This is a genomic window from Marinobacter sp. P4B1, assembly GCF_001447135.1.
Lineage (GTDB): Bacteria > Pseudomonadota > Gammaproteobacteria > Pseudomonadales > Oleiphilaceae > Marinobacter > Marinobacter vinifirmus.
This window is the reverse complement of sequence record NZ_LLXM01000014.1, coordinates 158,278-176,728: the sequence shown is the minus strand read 5'-3', so window position 1 is coordinate 176,728 and position 18,451 is coordinate 158,278. Positions and strand designations below refer to the sequence as shown.

The window sequence follows — 18,451 nt, the reverse complement described above, 5'->3', positions numbered from 1 at the left end:
GTTCATCCTCAGGTTCCGGTATTCAGCAGCCGGTTGCGAATGCTGTAGGTTGACGTGTAAACCCGGTAGTAATGACGATCATTGGCATCAGCCGGTTCCCATAGATTGGCGCTTAAGCTGCAGTCGGTCCAGGCGGGGAAGCAGACCTGTTGACGCTGCCGGGCCACTCGGTCTTCGGGGCTGCGCACAAGCAGGCTGATTCTTACGGCTTTTACGTAGCTGGAATTAATGGTTGTGAGGTTGGCATTGGTCACATCCAGCCAGCTGTTTATGACATTGTCACCGGCGTCACCAATACCGACCTGCATTTGCATGTCATGAACATCGGCAACAATTTCTTGCGCACTATTACTGCCTATGGTTTCCATTTTAAGAGAGCGCCGACCGGTTGCTGCATCCTCTTCGAGGTAGTAGCTGAAAGAATAAGCTTTGTAGATATCACCCGATTGAAATGCCTTGGGAAAGCAGTTTGCCGATCCTCCGGACGGGCAGCTCCACGATATTCCACTCTTTTTATTTCCGGGCGTGCCACTACTCGCGTCACCTTTACCGGTATTGTGTTGGATTTTTTTTCCAGCAGGCAGGCCCGTTGCCTGGAAAATAATCGCATCCGAGCAATCTGTAAGTAACAGTATTTCGTCCTCGCTAATACCCGCAGTAGAAGTGACGTCGAGCACCGCTGATGAGTTATTCATCGCACCATCCAGACTGATGCCGACGGTGCTTACCCCTCTGAGGATCAACGTATCGCTGCCAGCGACAAAGTTTCCCGAAGCAGGAGCCACGCCAAACTCGAGCGCCTGTGGGTTGTCGAACGAGTGTTTATCTTCATCATAGTTGCTGTCGCCATCATCAAGGGCGCTGACCACTTCTGAACCACGCACACACCCCCAATAATCCGCATTTCGGATTGTCCTGCCCATAACATCCTGCGCCAGGCGCCCGGATTCCTGCATACGACCAATCGACTCCGCCATCCGGAAAGAATCACTGCTACTTACAAACAGCTGAACCACGCCCAATAAAAGGATCAACCCGAGGGTGGACGCAATCAGAAGCTCGACCAGGGTCAGGCCAGACTGTTTTGCCATGGCTTTCATTGGGGGAACCTCGTTACCAGTGTGTAGCTGGACGTACCTTCTCCAGCTTCATTATTGTCAGTGGCCTCCAGAAACATCATTCGCTCTGGCCAGGTGATGGTGGTAATAAAATCCCGGCTACCGCCATCCCACTCTGATGAGAAAGTGGCGCCCGGCAGGGTTTCACCCATGGCGTTACACCAGTTTTCAAACGTATCTGGCGTCATGCCCGCGCAATCGTCGGTACTGCCAGTGTTGGCGGCAAAGTCATTAGGGGAACCAGCGGTTCTTGCCAGTTCGCTGAGCTCCTGGGCGAAAAGGCTGGCTTGAGTACGCAACTCCGCATTGTTGATATTCTGAAGCGAGAGTAATTGCAGAGCGGCAGCCCCAAGGAGGCCGATGCCAAGTATCAGAACGGCAACCAGCACTTCGATTAATGAGAAGCCCCTTTGCGATTGCCTGGCGGGATAAATACAGGATTTCATCAAACGATCCTTCAGGAACAGGTTACGTTGGTGTCGGTAATCAGGCGAATCTGGCCGCCAGCGTTTACGGTGATATCTACTGCTTCAGTGCCTGTATCACCGCAAATCCGGTATTCATAATTACTGCCACCTGTAATCATGCCGCTGCCACGGAAAACAAGATCAGGGCTACCACTCGGTAGCCTGTGCGAGATATCGATACGCCCGGGCAATTTATTACTGGCCCGGAGCAATTGTTCGGCGTTAGCAGTACCGCCTTTACAAGCCGCCAGCGCGCTACCGATACATACAGCGTATCCGGCATTACCATCACTTGTATCGATGGCGTAGACCACCACACCATTACCCCGCCGAATGGCCTCCGAGCGGGCAAAGTGCAACAGACCGGAGAAATCATTCGCGGCAGCGGCATGCTGGTTGTTGTCGATCATGCGGCCAAAATTAGGCACAGCGATGGCTGCGGTAATGCCCAACAGCGCCACCACAATCATCAACTCAATCAACGTAAACCCGCGCTGGTGTGCGAGAGATCGCATGCAACTGCTCCCTGAAACTTTTGTCATGTTTATACAATATCCAGACACAAAAAAACCGCCACGGCTTTACGACAAGTGGCGGTTTACAGAAGATAAGCGGAAGCGGGTCCGCCGAGGTGTGATTCAGATCAAACGTTCAACGCATCAATCCGCAATTCCTTGGGCATGGAAAACACAATATTTTCCTCCCGACCAGCCACTTCCTGCGGCTCTTCGCCACCCAGTTCCTTCAGGCGGTTAATCACCTCGGCCACCAGCACTTCCGGGGCGGAGGCACCGGCGGTTACGCCTACGGCCTGCTTGCCTTCCAGCCACCTGGGCTCAATCTGGTCAGCTTCGTCGATCAGGTAGGCGGGGGTGCCCATGCGTTCGGCCAGTTCCCGCAAGCGGTTGGAGTTGGAGCTGTTGGGTGAGCCCACCACCAGCATGATGTCGCAGTCGCCGGCCAGTTGTTTTACGGCATCCTGCCGGTTCTGGGTGGCGTAGCAGATGTCGTCTTTGCGGGGGCCTTCTATTTGAGGGAACTTGGCGCGCAGGGCGTCGATTACCCGGGCGGTGTCGTCCATAGACAGCGTGGTCTGGGTAACGAAGGACAACCGGCTGGGGTCTTTTACGTCCAGCTTTTGTACGTCGGCTTCGTCTTCCACCAGGTAGATGTCGCCGCCGTTGCTATGGTCGTACTGGCCCATGGTGCCTTCCACTTCCGGGTGGCCATGGTGGCCGATGAGGATGCATTCGCGGCCATCGCGGCTGTAGCGCATCACTTCCATATGCACCTTGGTGACCAGCGGGCAGGTGGCGTCGAACACTTTCAGGCTGCGGCGGGCGGCTTCGTTCTGTACCGCCTGGGAGACGCCATGGGCACTGAAGATCACCAGTTTGTCATCCGGCACTTCGTCCAACTCGTCCACAAAGATCGCGCCGCGCTCCCGCAGGTTGCTCACCACGAACTTGTTGTGGACCACTTCGTGGCGCACGTAGATGGGCGCCCCGAACACGTCCAGCGCGCGGTTTACGATTTCTATGGCGCGGTCTACGCCGGCACAGAAGCCACGGGGGTTAGCGAGTCGGATTTGCATAGTCAGTGTGTCGGCCCTGCTGGTTCAACGTCGATAATCTGCACTTCAAACTGCAGTGTATGCCCTGCCAGCGGGTGATTAAAGTCCACATCCACCTGGTCACCTTCCACCCGTTTGACCACCCCGGGCAGTTCCTGCTGGCGGGCGTCGGCGAAGGAGACCACTACGCCGGGCTCCAGCACCATGTCGGCACTGAATTCGTGGCGCTTGAAGGTCTGCACGTTACTGGGGTTGTGCTGGCCGAAGGCTTTTTCCGGCGGTACTTCAAAGGTTTTGTGGTCACCGGCTTTCAGGCCCACCAGGTAGGCTTCAAAGTTCTCCGGCAGGTTTTCGTCGCCGATTTCCAGGGTGGCCGGTTCTTTGTCGAAGGTGGTGTCCACGGTTTCGCCGTCTTCAAACTTGAGGGCGAAGTGCAGTTTTACGCGGGTTCCCTTGTCGATGGGCAGTTCTTTCATGGGAATCAGTTGCTCCTGTCGGCATCGCCGCTGTTGTCAGCGGGTTTGCGGAATGCGTCGATGATCATCATGGCAGCGCCGATGGTGATGGCAGTGTCGGCCAGGTTGAAGGCCGGGAAGTGCCAGTCCTGCCAGTAGAAATGCAGGAAGTCCACCACGTAGCCATGCACCACCCGGTCGTACACGTTGCCAATGGCGCCACCGAGGATCAATACGATGGCGATGGCAGTCCAGGTTTCATGGGCTTTGAGTTTTCTCAGCCAGCCTGTCAGCACCACGCTGACCACAACAGCCAGGGTCACGAAGAACCAGCGCTGCCAGCCGGCGGCGTCTGCCAGGAAGCTGAACGCGGCGCCGGTGTTGTGCAGCAGGGTCAGGTTGAAGCTGGGCAGCACCGGTACCGGGTTACCGTAGGTGAGCATGGCGGTGGCCATGGCCTTGGTACCCAGATCGATGGCGACCACCAGTACTGCCAGCCACAACCACTTCAGTTTGCTGCCTGCCCTGCCCTCAGTCATTACCGCGTCCATCAGGCGTAGGCGCGGGTTTCGCCCGGGCCTTCCACGTTGGTGACGCAGCGGCCGCACAGGTCGCTGTACTGCTCGTTCTGGCCCACGTCTTCACGGTGATGCCAGCAGCGCTCGCACTTGGCGTGGGAAGCCGGGGTTACTTTCACCAGCAGGCCTTCCACGTTGGTTTGCTCCACGCCGGCCGCCTCGCTCACCGGCTTTACGGTGGCTTCGGAGGTGATCAGCACAAAGCGCAGCTCTTCACCCAGGTGGTTCAGGCGCTCGGCCAGGCTACCTTCGCAGTACAGGGTCACTTCCGCACTCAAAGAGCCTTTGATCTCGCCGCGGGCACGGGCTTCTTCCAGGCACTTGTTAACCGCTTCTTTCACGGCGTAGATTTCACGCCAGTAGTCGCGGCCCAGCTCGAAGTCTTCCGGCAGCGCCGTCAGGCCTTCGTACCAGGTTTCGTAGAACACGGTGTCGCCACGCTTGCCCGGCAGGTGTTGCCAGATTTCATCGGCGGTGAAGCTCAGGATCGGTGCAATCCAGCGCACCAGGGCTTCGGCAACATGGTACAGGGCGGTCTGGCAGGAACGCCGCGCCAGGCTGTCGGCCTGGGTGGTGTACTGGCGATCCTTGATGATGTCCAGGTAGAAGCCACCCAGGGTGGCTTCGCAGAAGTTGTACACCTTCTGGTAAATCCGCAGGAAGGCATAATTGCCGTAATCTTCGTGCAGCTCGTTCTGCAGCTGCAGGGCACGGTCGACCATCCAGCGGTCCAGGGCAATCATGTCTTCCGGCGCTACCATGTGCTGTTCCGGATCAAACCCGGTCAGGTTGCTCAGCAGGAAGCGGGCGGTGTTACGGATGCGACGGTAGCCGTCTGCCGTCTGGCGCAGGATGTCCTTGGAGACGGTCATCTCGCCGCTGTAGTCGGTGGCGGATACCCACAAGCGCAGGATGTCGGCACCCAGTTCGTTCATCACTTCCTGGGGGGCGATCACGTTGCCCATGGACTTGGACATCTTGTGGCCCTTGCCGTCCACGGTGAAGCCGTGGGTCAGTACCTGCTTGTACGGGGCCACGCCGTTCATGGCGATGGAGGTTTTCAGGGACGACTGGAACCAGCCACGGTGCTGGTCAGAGCCTTCCAGGTACATGTCGGCCGGGAACTGGCCCAGCTCCTCACGTACCCGCAATACAGAATCATGGGTTACACCCGAGTCGAACCATACGTCCAGGGTATCCAGGACTTTTTCGTACTGGTCGGCGTCTGCGCCCAGCAAGTCGTTCTGGTCGATGTCGTACCAGGCGTCGATGCCGCCGGTTTCCACCGCCTCGGCCACTTTCTCGATCAGCGCCTGGGTGTTCGGGTGCAGCTCCTGGGTTTCCTTGTGGATAAACAGGGTGATCGGCACACCCCAGGTGCGCTGACGGGAGATACACCAGTCCGGGCTCTGCTCGAACATGGCTTCAATACGGTTCTGGCCCCAGGCCGGTACCCAGCGGATGCCCTTGATGGCTTCCAGGGCGTCGGCGCGCAGGTTGAGCTTGTCCATGCTGATGAACCACTGAGGGGTGGCCCGGTAGATCAGCGGGGTCTTGGTACGCCAGCAGTGCGGGTAGCTGTGGCGGAATTTCTCGGAGCGCACCAGTTTGCCTTCACGCTCCAGGGCGGCACAAACCGGCTCGTCGGCCTTGTATACGTGTACACCGGCAAATTCGCCGGCCGCTTCGGTGTAGGTGCCGTCGGCTTTCACCAGGTTGATGGTGCCAATGCCGTAGGCCTTGCCTACTTCAAAGTCTTCCATACCGTGGTCTGGCGCGGTGTGGACGGCGCCAGTACCGGCGTCCAGGGAGACGTGGTCGCCCAACAGCACCGGCACCTGCTTGTCGTACACCGGATGGTGCAGCAGCTGGTTTTCCAGGGCAGAACCGGCCACGTTGGCCAGCACTTTGTAGTCTTCCACGCCCCAGCGGGCCATGATGCCCTGTACCATGTCGGTGGCCAGGATCATGCGCTCGGCGCCGTGGCCCACATCTACCTGTACCAGGGCGTATTCGATATCGGCACCGATGGACACCGCCTGGTTGGCGGGGATGGTCCAGGGGGTGGTGGTCCAGATTACCAGGGAGACATCGCCCTCGCCTTCGCTGGTTCCGAAGGTTTTCAGCACGGCGTCCTGGTCGACGGCGGTAAAACGCACGTCGATCTGGGTAGAGGTTTTGTCCTGGTATTCAACTTCGGCTTCTGCCAGTGCGGACTGACCAACCACACTCCAGTAAACCGGTTTGAATCCACGCACCAGGTGGCCCTTGGCCACGATCTTGCCCAGCGCCCGCACGATGCCCGCCTCTACTTTCGGGTCCATGGTCAGGTAGGGCTTGTCCCACTCGCCCATCACGCCCAGGCGGATAAAGTCGGCTTTCTGGCCTTCGATCTGCTTGGTGGCGTAATCGCGACAGGCCTGGCGGAAGGTTTTGTAGTCCACCTTCACACCGGCTTTGCCGATTTCCTGCTCTACCTTGTGCTCGATCGGCAGGCCGTGGCAATCCCAGCCGGGCACGTAGGGTGCGTCAAAGCCCATAAAGCTGCGGGATTTCACGATCATGTCTTTCAGGATCTTGTTGACCGCATGCCCGATGTGAATGCTGCCGTTGGCGTAGGGAGGGCCATCGTGCAGGATGAACTTTTCCCGGCCTTCGCGCTGCGCGCGCAGGTTGCCGTATACGTTCAGATCCTGCCAGTGCTTGAGCATGTCCGGCTCGCGCTTGGCCAGGTTACCGCGCATGGGAAACGCGGTTTCCGGCAGATTCAGGGTATGCTTGTAGTCGCTCATGTCTTTGTGCGTACTCTTGGTTGGTCAGTTGAATCAGGTTTCCGGCGTGGCGGGGTTATCCGCCAGCCAGGCCCGGGCGTTGTCAAAATCCCGGGCGATCTGTTGGCGGAGTTCGTCAACAGAGTCGAATTTCACTTCGTCCCGCAGGCCATGGCGGAACACGACTTCCAGGTGCTGGCCATAAAGTGTGCCAGCAAAGTCAAACAGGTGCACTTCCAGCGACGGCCGTTTGCCGTCGACCGTGGGGCGCAGGCCGATGTTGGCTACACCATCGCACCATTCGCCGGTTTCCAGACGGGCCCGCACCACGTAAACGCCCCGCAGTGCCGGCATCTGGTTCAGCAAAATATTGGCGGTGGGCGCGTTGAGTTGCCGGCCCAACTGGCGGCCATAAACGATGCGGCCATGGATGCGGTAAGGATGCCCAAGCAGGCGCTCGGCCTCTTCCAGGCCATTCACATTCAAGGCATTGCGCACCCGGGTACTGCTGACACGCTCGCCATCAACGGTCACTGTACGGGTGTTCTCCACCGTAAAACCCCGCTCCTGCCCCACGCTTTGCAGCAGTTTGAAATCGCCGGCCCGGTCGCAACCGAAGCGGAAGTCGTCGCCCACCACCAGGTGGCGAACGCCCAGGCCGCTGACCAGCACATCTTCAATAAAGCCCATACCGGAATAGCTGCGGAAGGTTTCATCAAAGCGGATGCACAGCACCATATCCACGCCTTCGGCCAGCAGGGCCTCGAATTTCTGGCGAAAAGGCATCAACCGGGGCGGCGCTTCCGCACCTTCGAAGAATTCCCGGGGCTGCGGCTCGAAAATCATCACCACCGCAGGCACGCCCAGCTGAGAAGCTTTCTGTTTGACCTGATCAATAATGGTTTTATGGCCCAGATGCACGCCATCGAAGTTGCCGATGGTGGCCACGCAGCCGCCGGCCAGCGGGGAACCCGCTTGTCCGGACAGGCGCTTAAGATTGGTCAGGCCTCGAATCAGACGCATGTACTGCGAACCTTAACTTGCCAGCTGGCTTTTTGGCGCACCGGCCCGAGAGGCGATACGCTGGTGAGAAAACGCGCGATTATACCCCATGCAGGGGTATGGTAGAAATCTTGCGGCAGCTTACTTCTGGCGGAATTGGCGAACCCGCACGCCCGCCAGCGCCAGCGCCACGAAATAGGCCCCAACTCCGGCCACCACCAGAATACCCATATCGATTGCCCGCTGCAGGCCGCTGGCCGCCAGCCAGTCGGCTACCGGCACATTCAGCCAGAGCACCACCGCGGCCAGGGCGGCATTGGCCACGGCCAGCTGCATCAGGAACTTCGGCCAGCCGGGCTGGCTTTTCCAGGCGCCTTCCTTACGCAGCCCACGCCAGAGCAGATAACCATTCAACCAGGCCGACATGGATGTAGCCAGCGCCAGCCCGGCATGGGCCAGGGGCACGATTAACGCCAGGTTGAAAGCCATATTGGCCACCATGGCAATCACCCCGATCTTGACCGGGGTTTTGGTGTCTTCCCGGGAGAAGAAGCCCGGCGCCAGCACCTTGATCAGCATGAAGGCCAGCAAACCGGCGGAATAAGCCCGCAAACTCTGGGCCGACATAGCCACATCCCGGTCGGTCACTTCGCCGTAATGGAACAGGGTGGCAATCAACGGCTCCGCCAGCAGGGCCAGTGCCACGGCCGCCGGAAGGCCGATCAACAGAACGGCCCGCACGGCCCAGTCCAGGGTGGCAGCAAACTGGTCTTCCGAAGCCGCCGCGTGCTTGCGGGACAAGCTGGGCAGAATGACCGTGGCGATGGCAATACCGAATACACCCAGCGGCAGCTCAGACAACCGGTCTGAGTAATACAGCCAGGACACGCTGCCGGTTTGCAGGAACGACGCCAGCACCGTGTCCAGCAACAGGTTGATCTGGCTGACCGACACACCGAACAGCGCCGGGGCCATCAACTTGAGAATCCGGCTGACACCCTCGTGTTTGTAATCCACCCGGGGCCTTGGCAGCAGGCCCAGGCGCATCAGGAACGGTAACTGGAAGAACAGCTGCAGGGCGCCAGCAATGAATACACCCCAGGCCAGCGCCATCACAGGCTCATCCATCACCGGGGCCAGGAAGATGGCGGCGGCAATCATGGCCAGGTTCAGCAACACCGGGGTAAAGGCAGGTACCGCGAACCGGTCGTAACTGTTCAGAATGCCGCCGGCGAAGGCGGTCAGGGAAATCAGCAACAGGTACGGAAAGGTAATGCGCAGCATGTCGCTGGTCAGGGCGAATTTGACGTCATCATCCAGGAACCCCGGGGCAAACACCGCCGTCAGTACCGGCGCACCAAGCATGGCCACCAGCGTAACCGCCAGCAAGACCAGCCCGAGGGAGCCGGCCACTGCATCCACCAGGCGCTTTACTTCGGAAATATCCTGGCTTTCCCGGTAAGACGACAACACCGGTACAAAGGCCTGGGAAAACGCCCCTTCCGCGAACAGGCGGCGCAGGAAGTTAGGAATCTTGAACGCCACGAAGAAGGCATCGGCCCCGGCACCTGCCCCGAAATAGCGGGCAATCACCATATCCCGCACCAGCCCCAGCACCCGGGACAGCATGGTCATGATGCCGACCACGCCGGATGAGCGCAGTAATCCCGGCGCTTTCGGAGGTTCCTGAACGGGAGGCTGTTGTTCTGTTGGTCGGGGTTCCGAAGACATGGTTTGAGCGTCCAGAATACCGGCTTCGGGCCGGAGTGGCGTTTCGGTAATCCACAAGGCGGGGCTTGTTGCGGGCCCGGGCCCCGTGAGACGATGCGGGAGTGTACCACAGCCCTCCGGAGCAGAGGGATTACCGGAGGCTTCGGCCTTGACATTTCGGGCGTTCAGCGGCATAGTTCCGCGTCATTTATTTCGACGCGCTGGTTTTGGCGCGCCCGCGATCTAAACATATTCGATTTTTTAGCAACGAATTTCAGGAGTTTTACGGTGGCAAATTCCCCGCAAGCCAAAAAGCGCGCTCGTCAGAACGAGAAAAACCGCAAGCACAACGCCAGCCTGCGTTCCATGGCACGTACTTACATGAAGAAAGTAGACGCCCAGATCAAAGCTGGCGACTACGAAGGTGCCCAGGCAGCCCTGAAGCAGGCCCAGCCTGTTCTGGACAGCATGGTCAACAAAGGCATCTTCGCCAAGAACAAGGTTGCTCGTCATAAGAGCCGCCTGAACGCCAAGATCAAGGCCCTGAAAGCTGCCTGATTCTTGCGCTCATAAAAAAACCGGCCTCGTGCCGGTTTTTTTGTGCCTGAAATCCGGCTGAAACGCCGGAAAAGCCTAGACCACCACCAGGTTATCCCGGTGAATCATTTCCTCATCGGAAACATAACCCAGCACGTCTGAAATACGATCACTAGAGCGACCGGCAATTGCCCGGGCCTCGTCGGCATCGTAGTTCACCAGCCCCCGGGCAATTTCTTTACCGCTCAGATCTGTGCAGGATACCATCTCGCCCCGGCGGAACTGGCCTGTGACCGCTTTGACACCTACCGGAAGCAGGCTTCTGCCGCCCTGACGCAGCACTTTTACCGCGCCGTCATCCAGGGTCAGCTTGCCCCGGGTTTGCAAGTGGCTGGCAATCCACTGTTTGCGAGCGGCCATTCTTCCCTGCTCCGGTAGCAACAGGGTACCGATCACATCGCCCTGACGCAGGCGGGCAATGGCGTGTTCGATGCGACCACCCACAATCACGGTAAAGGCACCGGAGCGGGCGGCCAGCCGTGCTGCCCGAAGCTTGGTGAGCATACCTCCACGCCCAAGCGCACCGGCACCGCCGCCGGCCATGGCATCCAGGTCCCGGTCTTCGGCCTTGCGTTCGGTGACCAGTTCGGCATCTTCGTGTTTGCGGGGGTCTTTATTGAACAGGCCCAGCTGGTCGGTCAGGATGATCAGGCCATCGGCCTCGATCAGGTTGGCCACCAGCGCGCCCAGGGTGTCGTTGTCACCGAAGCGGATTTCGTCGGTGACCACCGTGTCGTTTTCGTTCACGATCGGCACCACGCCGTAATCCAGCAGGGTGCGCAGGGTGCTGCGGCCGTTCAGGTAGCGTTTGCGGTCGGAAAGGTCGTCGTGGGTGAGCAAAATCTGGGCGGTATGGATGTCGTGGCGCTTGAACTGGGCTTCCCAGGTTTGCACCAGGCCCATCTGGCCGACCGCCGCCGCAGCCTGCAATTCGTGCAGATGCTGGGGCCGGGTTTGCCAGCCCAGACGGCTCATGCCTTCAGCGACTGAACCGGAAGACACCACCACCACTTCGACACCTTCGCCGATCAGTTCGGCGATCTGGTCAACCCACAGCCCCAGGGCTGCCACATCCAGCCCTTTTCCGTCGTTGGTAAGCAAGGCACTGCCGATCTTGATAACCAGGCGACGGGCCTTTCGGAGCTGGAGGCGTTCACTCATGGTAGCGGTACTGTCTCTTCAGATTGTTACTCGGGGGCGTAGACCACTTCAACGTCGTAATCGTCGTCGTCAAAGTCGTCATCTTCATCGTCTTCACGGGCGGCGCGGCGGGCCTTTCGGTCCGCCTCGATCTTGGCACGGGCCTCTTCATCCATCCGGCGACGGCGTGCCGCTTCCTGCTCTGCGAAGTCCGGGTTCTCGGCTTCGGCTTCCGCCTGTTCTTCAATCCAGCGCATGACTGCCTGAACCAGGGGTTTGGTGCCTTCACCCGTCAACGCAGAAACCCGGAACACCGGGCCATCCCAGCCAAGCTCGTCCACAATAGCCTGGCAGTGCGCCTCGCGGTCCTCTTCCGGCACCATATCCACTTTGTTCAGCACCAGCCAGCGCGGGCGGCTGGCCAGGGTTTCGCTGAACTTTTCCAGCTCGTGGGCGATAGCCTTTACCGCTTCAACCGGGGAGGAGCCGTCATAGGGCGCCACATCCACCAGGTGCAACAGCAAGCGGGTACGCACCAGGTGTTTCAGGAATCGGATACCCAGGCCGGCGCCTTCAGCAGCACCTTCAATCAGGCCCGGAATATCGGCAATCACGAAACTCTGGTGCGCCTGCACACTGACCACGCCCAGATTGGGAACCAGCGTGGTGAACGGATAATCCGCCACTTTCGGACGGGCCGCGGAAACAGAGCGGATAAAGGTGGACTTACCGGCATTGGGCAAACCCAGCAAGCCAACATCCGCCAGCACTTTCAGCTCCAGGCGCAGGTTACGCAATTCGCCTTCAGAGCCCTTGGAGGTCTGGCGCGGCGCGCGGTTAACCGATGACTTGAAGCGGGTATTGCCCAGGCCGTGAAAACCACCCTGTGCCACTTTCAGTCGCTGGCCTTCCTTGGTGAGGTCACCCAGAACTTCGTGGGTGTCCATATCCACCACGGTGGTACCAACCGGTACCGGCAACACCAGGTCTTCGCCCTTGGTGCCGGTGCAGTTGCGGCCGGAGCCGGGCTCGCCGTTCTGGGCCTTGTGTTTGCGCTGGAAGCGGTAATCGATCAGCGTGTTCAGGGCGCTGTCTGCTTCCAGATAGACGGAACCGCCATCCCCGCCGTCACCGCCGTCCGGGCCGCCTTTCGGCACGTATTTTTCCCGCCTGAAACTCAGGCAGCCATGACCGCCCTTGCCGGCTTCAACAATGATGGTGGCTTCGTCTACAAATTTCATACGCCAATTGCCTTTGCATAAACTAAAAAGCCCCGCAGCCTCATGGAAGCTTTGCGGGGCTCCGGATTCACCTGAGGGCTGATCAGATCAGCATATCAGGCAAACCCATGGTTCGACAGAACCGGATCGCCGCTGCTTACGCAGCCGGAACGATGCTTACGAACTTGCGGTTCTGCGGGCCTTTGGTTTCGAACTTCACCTGACCTTCCGCTTTCGCGAACAGGGTGTGGTCCTTGCCAATGCCTACGTTGCTGCCAGCGTGGAAACGAGTGCCACGCTGACGGATGATGATGCTGCCTGCAGTTACAGTCTCGCCGCCGTAGCGCTTGACACCAAGTCGTTTAGACTCGGAATCGCGACCGTTACGGGTACTACCTGCTGCCTTTTTATGAGCCATTACCAGCCTCCTTCATTAAGGGGTTATTCGAGGGCTTAGCCCTGGATACCCGTGATCTTTACTTCAGTAAACCACTGACGGTGGCCCTGACGCTTCATGTGATGCTTACGACGACGGAACTTGATGATGTTGATCTTGTCGTGACGACCGTGGCTAACCACTTCAGCGGTAACCTTGGCGCCTTCAACTACCGGAGCGCCAACTTTTACGTCGTTGCCGTTGGCAACCAGAAGAACACGATCGAACTCAACAGAGCCGCCGGTTTCAACTTCCAGCTTTTCCAGCTTCAGAGTTTCGCCTTCCTTTACACGGTGCTGCTTACCACCGCTAACAATAACTGCGTACATTCATAGTCTCCGCGATTGACCCATCCCTGCTCTTATCCACCTGGTTCTAAGGGAAGCGCTCTGGCGACCCTATTGCAGGGAGCGCAGGTTGGGATGAGTTGGGCGCGTGATTGTACGAAAAGCCGCCGGGCAATACAAGCCGGATTCCGGTTCAAGTTGACACTGTAGGCAGCAATACCTAGCATTGCCGCGACCTGCCCGAAAACTCAACGAAAACACCAGCAAGGGACGTTTCAGCCCGATGACAGCCCAGCGTATCCATGACACCGTGGCGGATGACTTCAGCCGCGTTAATGACCTGATTATCAAGCGGCTTGCCTCGGATGTCCCGATGGTGGAAAAAATCGCCCACTATATTATTGAGAGTGGCGGTAAGCGTTTGAGGCCCTTACTGGTTTTGCTGTCCAGCCGGGCCGCGGGCTACGGCCAGGACGACCATCTGAAGCTGGCCGCGGTCATTGAATTCCTGCACACCGCCACCCTGCTGCACGACGACGTTGTGGACACCTCCGACATGCGCCGGGGCCGCAGTACCGCCAACGCCAAGTGGGGCAACGCCCCGAGCGTGCTGGTAGGTGATTTCCTGTATGCCCGGGCCTTCGAGATGATGGTGGAGCTGGAAAGCCTGCCGATCATGAATGTGCTGTCCCACGCCACGGCGGTGATTGCCGAGGGCGAGGTGATGCAGCTGATGAACGTGAAGAACCCGGACCTCACCGAAGACCAGTACATGGTGGTTATCCATAACAAGACGGCCATGCTGTTCGAAGCCTCTTCCCACACCGGCGCACTGCTGGCCGGAGCGAACCCGGAACAGGAAGCCGCCCTGAAAGACTACGGCAAGCACCTGGGCCTGGCATTCCAGCTGGTGGACGACGTACTGGATTACCTGGGCGATGCCGAAGCCATGGGCAAGAACGTGGGCGATGACCTGGCCGAAGGCAAGACCACCCTGCCACTGATTTACGCCATGGCCAACGGCAGCGACGAAGAGCGACAGCTGATTCGCCAGGCTATTCGCAAGGGTGGACTGGACGACCTGCCGAAGGTTCTGGACATCGTGAAGGCCTCCGGCGCCATTGAATACACCATGGCCAAGGCGAAAGAGCAGGCGCAGATCGCGAAAGACCTGCTGGCCTGCCTGCCGGAGTCCGAGCACCGGCAATCACTGGAACTGCTGACCGAAGTAGCGGTGGCCCGGGTCAGCTAACCCCCAATCAGCCGAGGTGCCCACGCCCGTGAGGCGCCTCGAAGTCCAGCTCTGGTCCCACCGGCACAATCTGCGTCGGGTTAATAGTGCGCTGGCTCACGTAGTAATGCTGCTTGATCTGCCGAATGTCCACCGTCTCCGCCACGCCTGATACCTGATACAGCTCCCGCAAATAGCCGGACAGGTTCGGATAATCACGAATCTGCTGGCGATTGCACTTGAAATGGCTGTAATACACCGCATCAAACCGTATCAGCGTGGTGAACAAGCGCCAGTCAGCTTCGGTGATCTGGCCACCAGTGACATAGCGCTGGCTCTCCAGTTTCGCTTCCAGCCAGTCCAGTGATTCAAACAGCGCCTTGTAGGCCTCTTCGTATTTATCCTGGGCGGTGGCGAAACCGGCCTTGTATACGCCATTGTTGACCGTGTCGTACACCCGCTCGTTTACTGCGTCGATTTCACTGCGCAGACTTTCCGGGTACAGGTCCAGATCCGCGTTTACGCCATCCAGCTCATTAAACGCCGAATTGAACATGCGAATGATATCGGCGGATTCATTGCTGACGATGGTTTCCTGCTGCTTATCCCACAGCACCGGCACCGTCACCCGCCCTGAATAATCTGCCGCCGCGCGGGTGTAGACCTGATGCATGAACTCTGAGTTGTACAGATGGTCCTGATGCTCCGCATCCCCGGGCCGGAACTCCCAGCCGTTCTCGACCATATCCGGGTGCACCACAGACACACCGATGTGCGGCTCCAGGCCCTTGAGTTTGCGGAAGATCAAGGTCCGGTGCGCCCAGGGGCAGGCCATGGATACGTACAGGTGATAACGGCCGCTTTCCGCCGCGAAACCGCCCTCACCCGCAGGCCCGGCGGAGCCGTCTTCGGTGACCCAGTTACGAAAGCGGGCGACTTCACGCTCGAACTTGCCGCCGGTTTTGTCGGTGTCGTACCACTGGTCGTGCCATTTGCCATCTACTAGTAAGCCCATGTGGGACTCCTTGTTGTTGGCCACGGAATCCACGGAAGGACACGGAAAAAAGAAAAATGATTTGCCACGAAATCCACTAAAGAACACGAAATTAAGGACAAAGACTTGCCAGGCTTTTATTCAGTAATCTTTGTTCGTGTTTTTTCGTGGATTTCGTGGCAAAAAATTCTTTAAGTCTTTTCTTTCTGTGTCCTTCCGTGGATTCCGTGGCAAAGAATTTCTACAACCTGACGACAGACTAACCCCTGCCCTGCTACGCTGATAGCAAGCATTTCTGGCAAACACTTTCAGATAATTCGAACATGCATACAGCCATCACCATAGACGCACTTAAAGTACTGGACGCCATTGACCGCAAGGGCAGTTTTGCCGGGGCGGCGGGGGAGTTGTTCCGGGTGCCTTCGGCCATCAGTTACACGGTTCAGAAGCTCGAAGAAGATCTCAACGTCAGTATCTTTGACCGTAGCGGCCACAAAGCCGTGCTGACTCCGGCGGGGCGTTACCTGCTGGAAGAAGGACGGTCTTTGCTGGAGGCGGCGGAGAACCTGGCCCACTCCACCCGCCAGGTGGCGGAAGGCTGGGAAACGCGGTTGCGGATCGGGTTTAACTCGCTGATGCCGGCAGACTGCCTGTTTCCCGCCATTGAGGCGTTTTACCAGCTCGGGGTGCCGGTGGATGTGCAGATTGTGGAAGAGGTTTTCGCCGGTGCCTGGGATGCCCTTCAAAGCCGGCGGGTGGATATGATTGTGGGTGCAGACCAGCTCAGCAAGCCGGCCGGCAGTTTTACTACCAAGGCGCTGGGCGAGGTGCCGTTTGTGTTTGCGGTGGCCGCCAACCATCCGCTGGCAAACGCGAAAGAGCCTCTGGCGGAGGCGGATATTGCACCCTATCCGGCCGCCGTTGCGGCGGATACTTCCCGCTCACTACCACCCGGCCATGCCGGTATTTTCCGCAGGCAGCGAACGCTTACGGTCAGTAATATTGATCAGAAAATTGCCGTTCAGGAGGCCGGGCTCGGCGTTGGCTGGCTGCCAGTACCCCGCATCCGGGAGCAGCTCGCCCGTGGTTCTCTGGTTGCCAGGGAAGTGCACGAACCAAGGCCGGCCATTGCCATCCACCTGGCTCGGCACAGCGAAGACAAGGGCAAGGCCCTGATGTGGTTCTGGGATTACCTGGGCAATGACAACGGCATCCAGAACTGGCTTCAGCCGGAATAAATACCGGGCAGCCAGGCCAACCGGCAGCCCGGGTGTTTGCGATATACTCGGCCACCCGTATCGTTAAAAGTGACACACAAGGGAGTGCGCTCAATGCGTCAGCTGTCGGAACTGGATGCCTCGTTCCTGTACCTGGAGTCGGAAACCACGCCCATGCATATTGGCGGCGTGTATCTGTTCGACGCCAGCGACCTGCAATACCCCCTGGCATTCAGCACCTTTGTCGCGTATCTGCGCAGCCGCCTGCACGTGGTTCCCCTGTTCCGGCAGAAGCTCAAGGAAATCCCCCTGCGCCTGGGGCGCCCCTACTGGATTGATGACCCGGATTTCAGCATCGAGCGGCACCTGGCCTATGTGAACCTGGGCGAACACGGCAAGCAGTCGAGCCTGATGTCGCTGGCCTCCAAAATCCTGGAAGAACCCCTGAAACGGGACCGCCCGCTGTGGCACATCACCTTCGTGGATGGCTTCAAGCTGGACGACCGGGAAGGCGAGAAAGAAGGCTTTGCCCTGATCGTAAAGCTGCACCACGCGGCTATCGATGCCTTCAGTGGCGAGGAAATCATGGGTAAGCTGCTGGAATACACGCCAGAGCCGCGTGCCATTCCCCAGCCCCGGCCCTGGCTGCCCCGGCCGGAACCGTCTGAAGAACGGGTGTTTCTGCAGGCCGGCGCCAATATGCTGAAAACCCCGATGCAGTTTGCCTCGCTGGCTTACAATGCCGCCGAAGTCACCGCTCGCGGGCTCGTCCACCGGCAGCTTCGCAAGCTGCCCTTGCCGCTCCCACTGTTCACCGCACCCCACAGCCCGTTTAACCGGCAGATCACCGCCAACCGGCGGCTGGTTTCCACCCAGGTAAGTCTGTCCCGGCTGAAAGCCATCAAATCCAGCCTGGCTGACGTAACCCTGAACGATGTGGTGCTGGGCCTGTGTGCCGAAATCCTGCGCCGCTACCTGCTTGTGCAGGATAACGGCACCGACCGCTCACTGGTCGCCATGACACCCATCTCCGTGCGCTCCAGCAGTCTGCGACGGGCTACCGGCAACCAGATGTCTGCCATGCTGCTGGACCTGGCCACCACCGAGCCAAACCCGGCCGCGCGGATTCGCCGCATTCATCGCAACGCGGTGGATTCGGAACCCTACCGGGAAGCCATTGCCGCCGACCGGCTCACCGAACTGCTGCCTTCTACCCTGCTGGCGCTCTCGGCCAGGCTGTATTCGGAACTGCAGGTGGCCCAGCGCTACCAGCCCCTGTTCAACCTGCCCATTACCAATGTGCCCGGCCCACAGGTGCCGCTGTTCCTGCAAGGCGCCAGGCTGGTACAGCAGTTCAACAGTGCACCGCTGTTCGACAGCATGGGGCTGGTAATTGTTGCGGTGAGCTATCAGGGCCAGCTGACCCTCAACTTCACCCTGTGCCCGGATGTCGTCGCGGATAGCGATGCATTTAAAGCGTTAACCGAGGAAAGCCTGGCCAGCATGGAAGCCGCGGTCGCCTCACTGGGCCCGGACGAAGGTAACGAGTTGCCGGCAAGCGGCAGCCAGAGCCTGACTGACGAACTGATGAATTACATGGAAGGTTTTCTGAAGAGCGGTCTGAAGCGCTTCAAACGCTGAATGAAAAGGCCGGG

18 protein-coding genes are annotated in these 18,451 nt (G+C 59.0%); 4 read left to right on the top strand and 14 right to left on the bottom strand.

The genetic code is table 11. The features are described 5' to 3' along the window. Window positions 1-8: 8 nt before the first annotated feature. The 9 genes from AQ621_RS11475 to murJ form a co-directional block, all read right to left on the bottom strand. The gene (locus AQ621_RS11475) at window positions 9-1,100 is read right to left on the bottom strand and encodes a PilW family protein (protein WP_058341555.1); all 1,092 of its coding nucleotides are present in this window, start codon (window positions 1,098-1,100) and stop codon (window positions 9-11) included. Further along, window positions 1,097-1,564: a type IV pilus modification protein PilV gene (gene pilV, locus AQ621_RS11470; protein ID WP_058341554.1), complete on the bottom strand. Its 468-nt coding sequence runs from the start codon at window positions 1,562-1,564 to the stop codon at window positions 1,097-1,099. Before pilV ends, AQ621_RS11475 begins: the two co-directional genes overlap by 4 nt. A gap of 11 nt (window positions 1,565-1,575) precedes the next feature. Beyond that, complete coding sequence (locus tag AQ621_RS11465) at window positions 1,576-2,100, bottom strand: GspH/FimT family pseudopilin (protein ID WP_058341553.1); 525 nt, start codon at window positions 2,098-2,100, stop codon at window positions 1,576-1,578. A gap of 128 nt (window positions 2,101-2,228) precedes the next feature. Then, window positions 2,229-3,179: a 4-hydroxy-3-methylbut-2-enyl diphosphate reductase gene (gene ispH, locus AQ621_RS11460; protein ID WP_058341552.1), complete on the bottom strand. Its 951-nt coding sequence runs from the start codon at window positions 3,177-3,179 to the stop codon at window positions 2,229-2,231. A gap of 2 nt (window positions 3,180-3,181) precedes the next feature. Continuing rightward, complete coding sequence (gene fkpB, locus AQ621_RS11455; protein ID WP_058341551.1) at window positions 3,182-3,634, bottom strand: FKBP-type peptidyl-prolyl cis-trans isomerase; 453 nt, start codon at window positions 3,632-3,634, stop codon at window positions 3,182-3,184. Between the two features lie 5 nt (window positions 3,635-3,639). Beyond that, complete coding sequence (gene lspA / locus AQ621_RS11450; protein WP_058341550.1) at window positions 3,640-4,164, bottom strand: signal peptidase II; 525 nt, start codon at window positions 4,162-4,164, stop codon at window positions 3,640-3,642. Further along, complete coding sequence (ileS, locus tag AQ621_RS11445; RefSeq protein WP_058341549.1) at window positions 4,164-6,983, bottom strand: isoleucine--tRNA ligase; 2,820 nt, start codon at window positions 6,981-6,983, stop codon at window positions 4,164-4,166. Before ileS ends, lspA begins: the two co-directional genes overlap by 1 nt. 33 nt (window positions 6,984-7,016) lie before the next feature. Further along, entirely contained in the window at window positions 7,017-7,985 is a 969-nt protein-coding gene (gene ribF / locus AQ621_RS11440; RefSeq protein WP_058341548.1) for a bifunctional riboflavin kinase/FAD synthetase, read from the bottom strand. A gap of 120 nt (window positions 7,986-8,105) precedes the next feature. Beyond that, the gene (gene murJ, locus AQ621_RS11435) at window positions 8,106-9,695 is read right to left on the bottom strand and encodes a murein biosynthesis integral membrane protein MurJ (RefSeq protein ID WP_082641061.1); all 1,590 of its coding nucleotides are present in this window, start codon (window positions 9,693-9,695) and stop codon (window positions 8,106-8,108) included. A gap of 267 nt (window positions 9,696-9,962) precedes the next feature. Between murJ and rpsT the strand changes: the two genes are divergently transcribed. Further along, window positions 9,963-10,232, top strand: a complete 270-nt coding sequence (gene rpsT / locus AQ621_RS11430; protein ID WP_022987757.1) for a 30S ribosomal protein S20 — start codon at window positions 9,963-9,965, stop codon at window positions 10,230-10,232. Window positions 10,233-10,307: 75 nt separating this feature from the next. Here the strand turns inward: rpsT and proB are convergent, their stop codons facing one another. The 4 genes from proB to rplU form a co-directional block, all read right to left on the bottom strand. Then, window positions 10,308-11,432, bottom strand: coding sequence for a glutamate 5-kinase (gene proB / locus AQ621_RS11425; RefSeq protein ID WP_058341546.1), 1,125 nt, complete (start codon window positions 11,430-11,432; stop codon window positions 10,308-10,310). Between the two features lie 26 nt (window positions 11,433-11,458). Then, window positions 11,459-12,652, bottom strand: coding sequence for an Obg family GTPase CgtA (gene cgtA / locus AQ621_RS11420; protein ID WP_058341545.1), 1,194 nt, complete (start codon window positions 12,650-12,652; stop codon window positions 11,459-11,461). A 136-nt stretch (window positions 12,653-12,788) separates the two neighbouring features. Next, the gene (gene rpmA / locus AQ621_RS11415) at window positions 12,789-13,049 is read right to left on the bottom strand and encodes a 50S ribosomal protein L27 (RefSeq protein ID WP_022987754.1); all 261 of its coding nucleotides are present in this window, start codon (window positions 13,047-13,049) and stop codon (window positions 12,789-12,791) included. Between the two features lie 35 nt (window positions 13,050-13,084). After that, entirely contained in the window at window positions 13,085-13,396 is a 312-nt protein-coding gene (rplU, locus tag AQ621_RS11410; protein WP_058341544.1) for a 50S ribosomal protein L21, read from the bottom strand. Between the two features lie 241 nt (window positions 13,397-13,637). On the opposite strand from rplU, the gene ispB reads away from it, so the two are divergent. Beyond that, entirely contained in the window at window positions 13,638-14,606 is a 969-nt protein-coding gene (ispB, locus tag AQ621_RS11405; RefSeq protein ID WP_058341543.1) for an octaprenyl diphosphate synthase, read from the top strand. A 7-nt stretch (window positions 14,607-14,613) separates the two neighbouring features. On the opposite strand, the gene AQ621_RS11400 is transcribed toward ispB, so the two are convergent. Beyond that, window positions 14,614-15,600 (bottom strand): glutathione S-transferase family protein, encoded by a 987-nt coding sequence (locus AQ621_RS11400; protein ID WP_058341542.1) that lies wholly within the window; start codon window positions 15,598-15,600, stop codon window positions 14,614-14,616. Between the two features lie 302 nt (window positions 15,601-15,902). Here AQ621_RS11400 and AQ621_RS11395 point away from each other — a divergent pair, with 302 nt between their 5' ends. After that, window positions 15,903-16,817: a LysR substrate-binding domain-containing protein gene (locus AQ621_RS11395; RefSeq protein ID WP_058341541.1), complete on the top strand. Its 915-nt coding sequence runs from the start codon at window positions 15,903-15,905 to the stop codon at window positions 16,815-16,817. A 93-nt stretch (window positions 16,818-16,910) separates the two neighbouring features. Beyond that, on the top strand, window positions 16,911-18,437 hold the full coding sequence (locus AQ621_RS11390; protein WP_058341540.1) for a WS/DGAT/MGAT family O-acyltransferase: 1,527 nt from the start codon (window positions 16,911-16,913) through the stop codon (window positions 18,435-18,437). The last annotated feature ends 14 nt before the right edge of the window (window positions 18,438-18,451 follow it).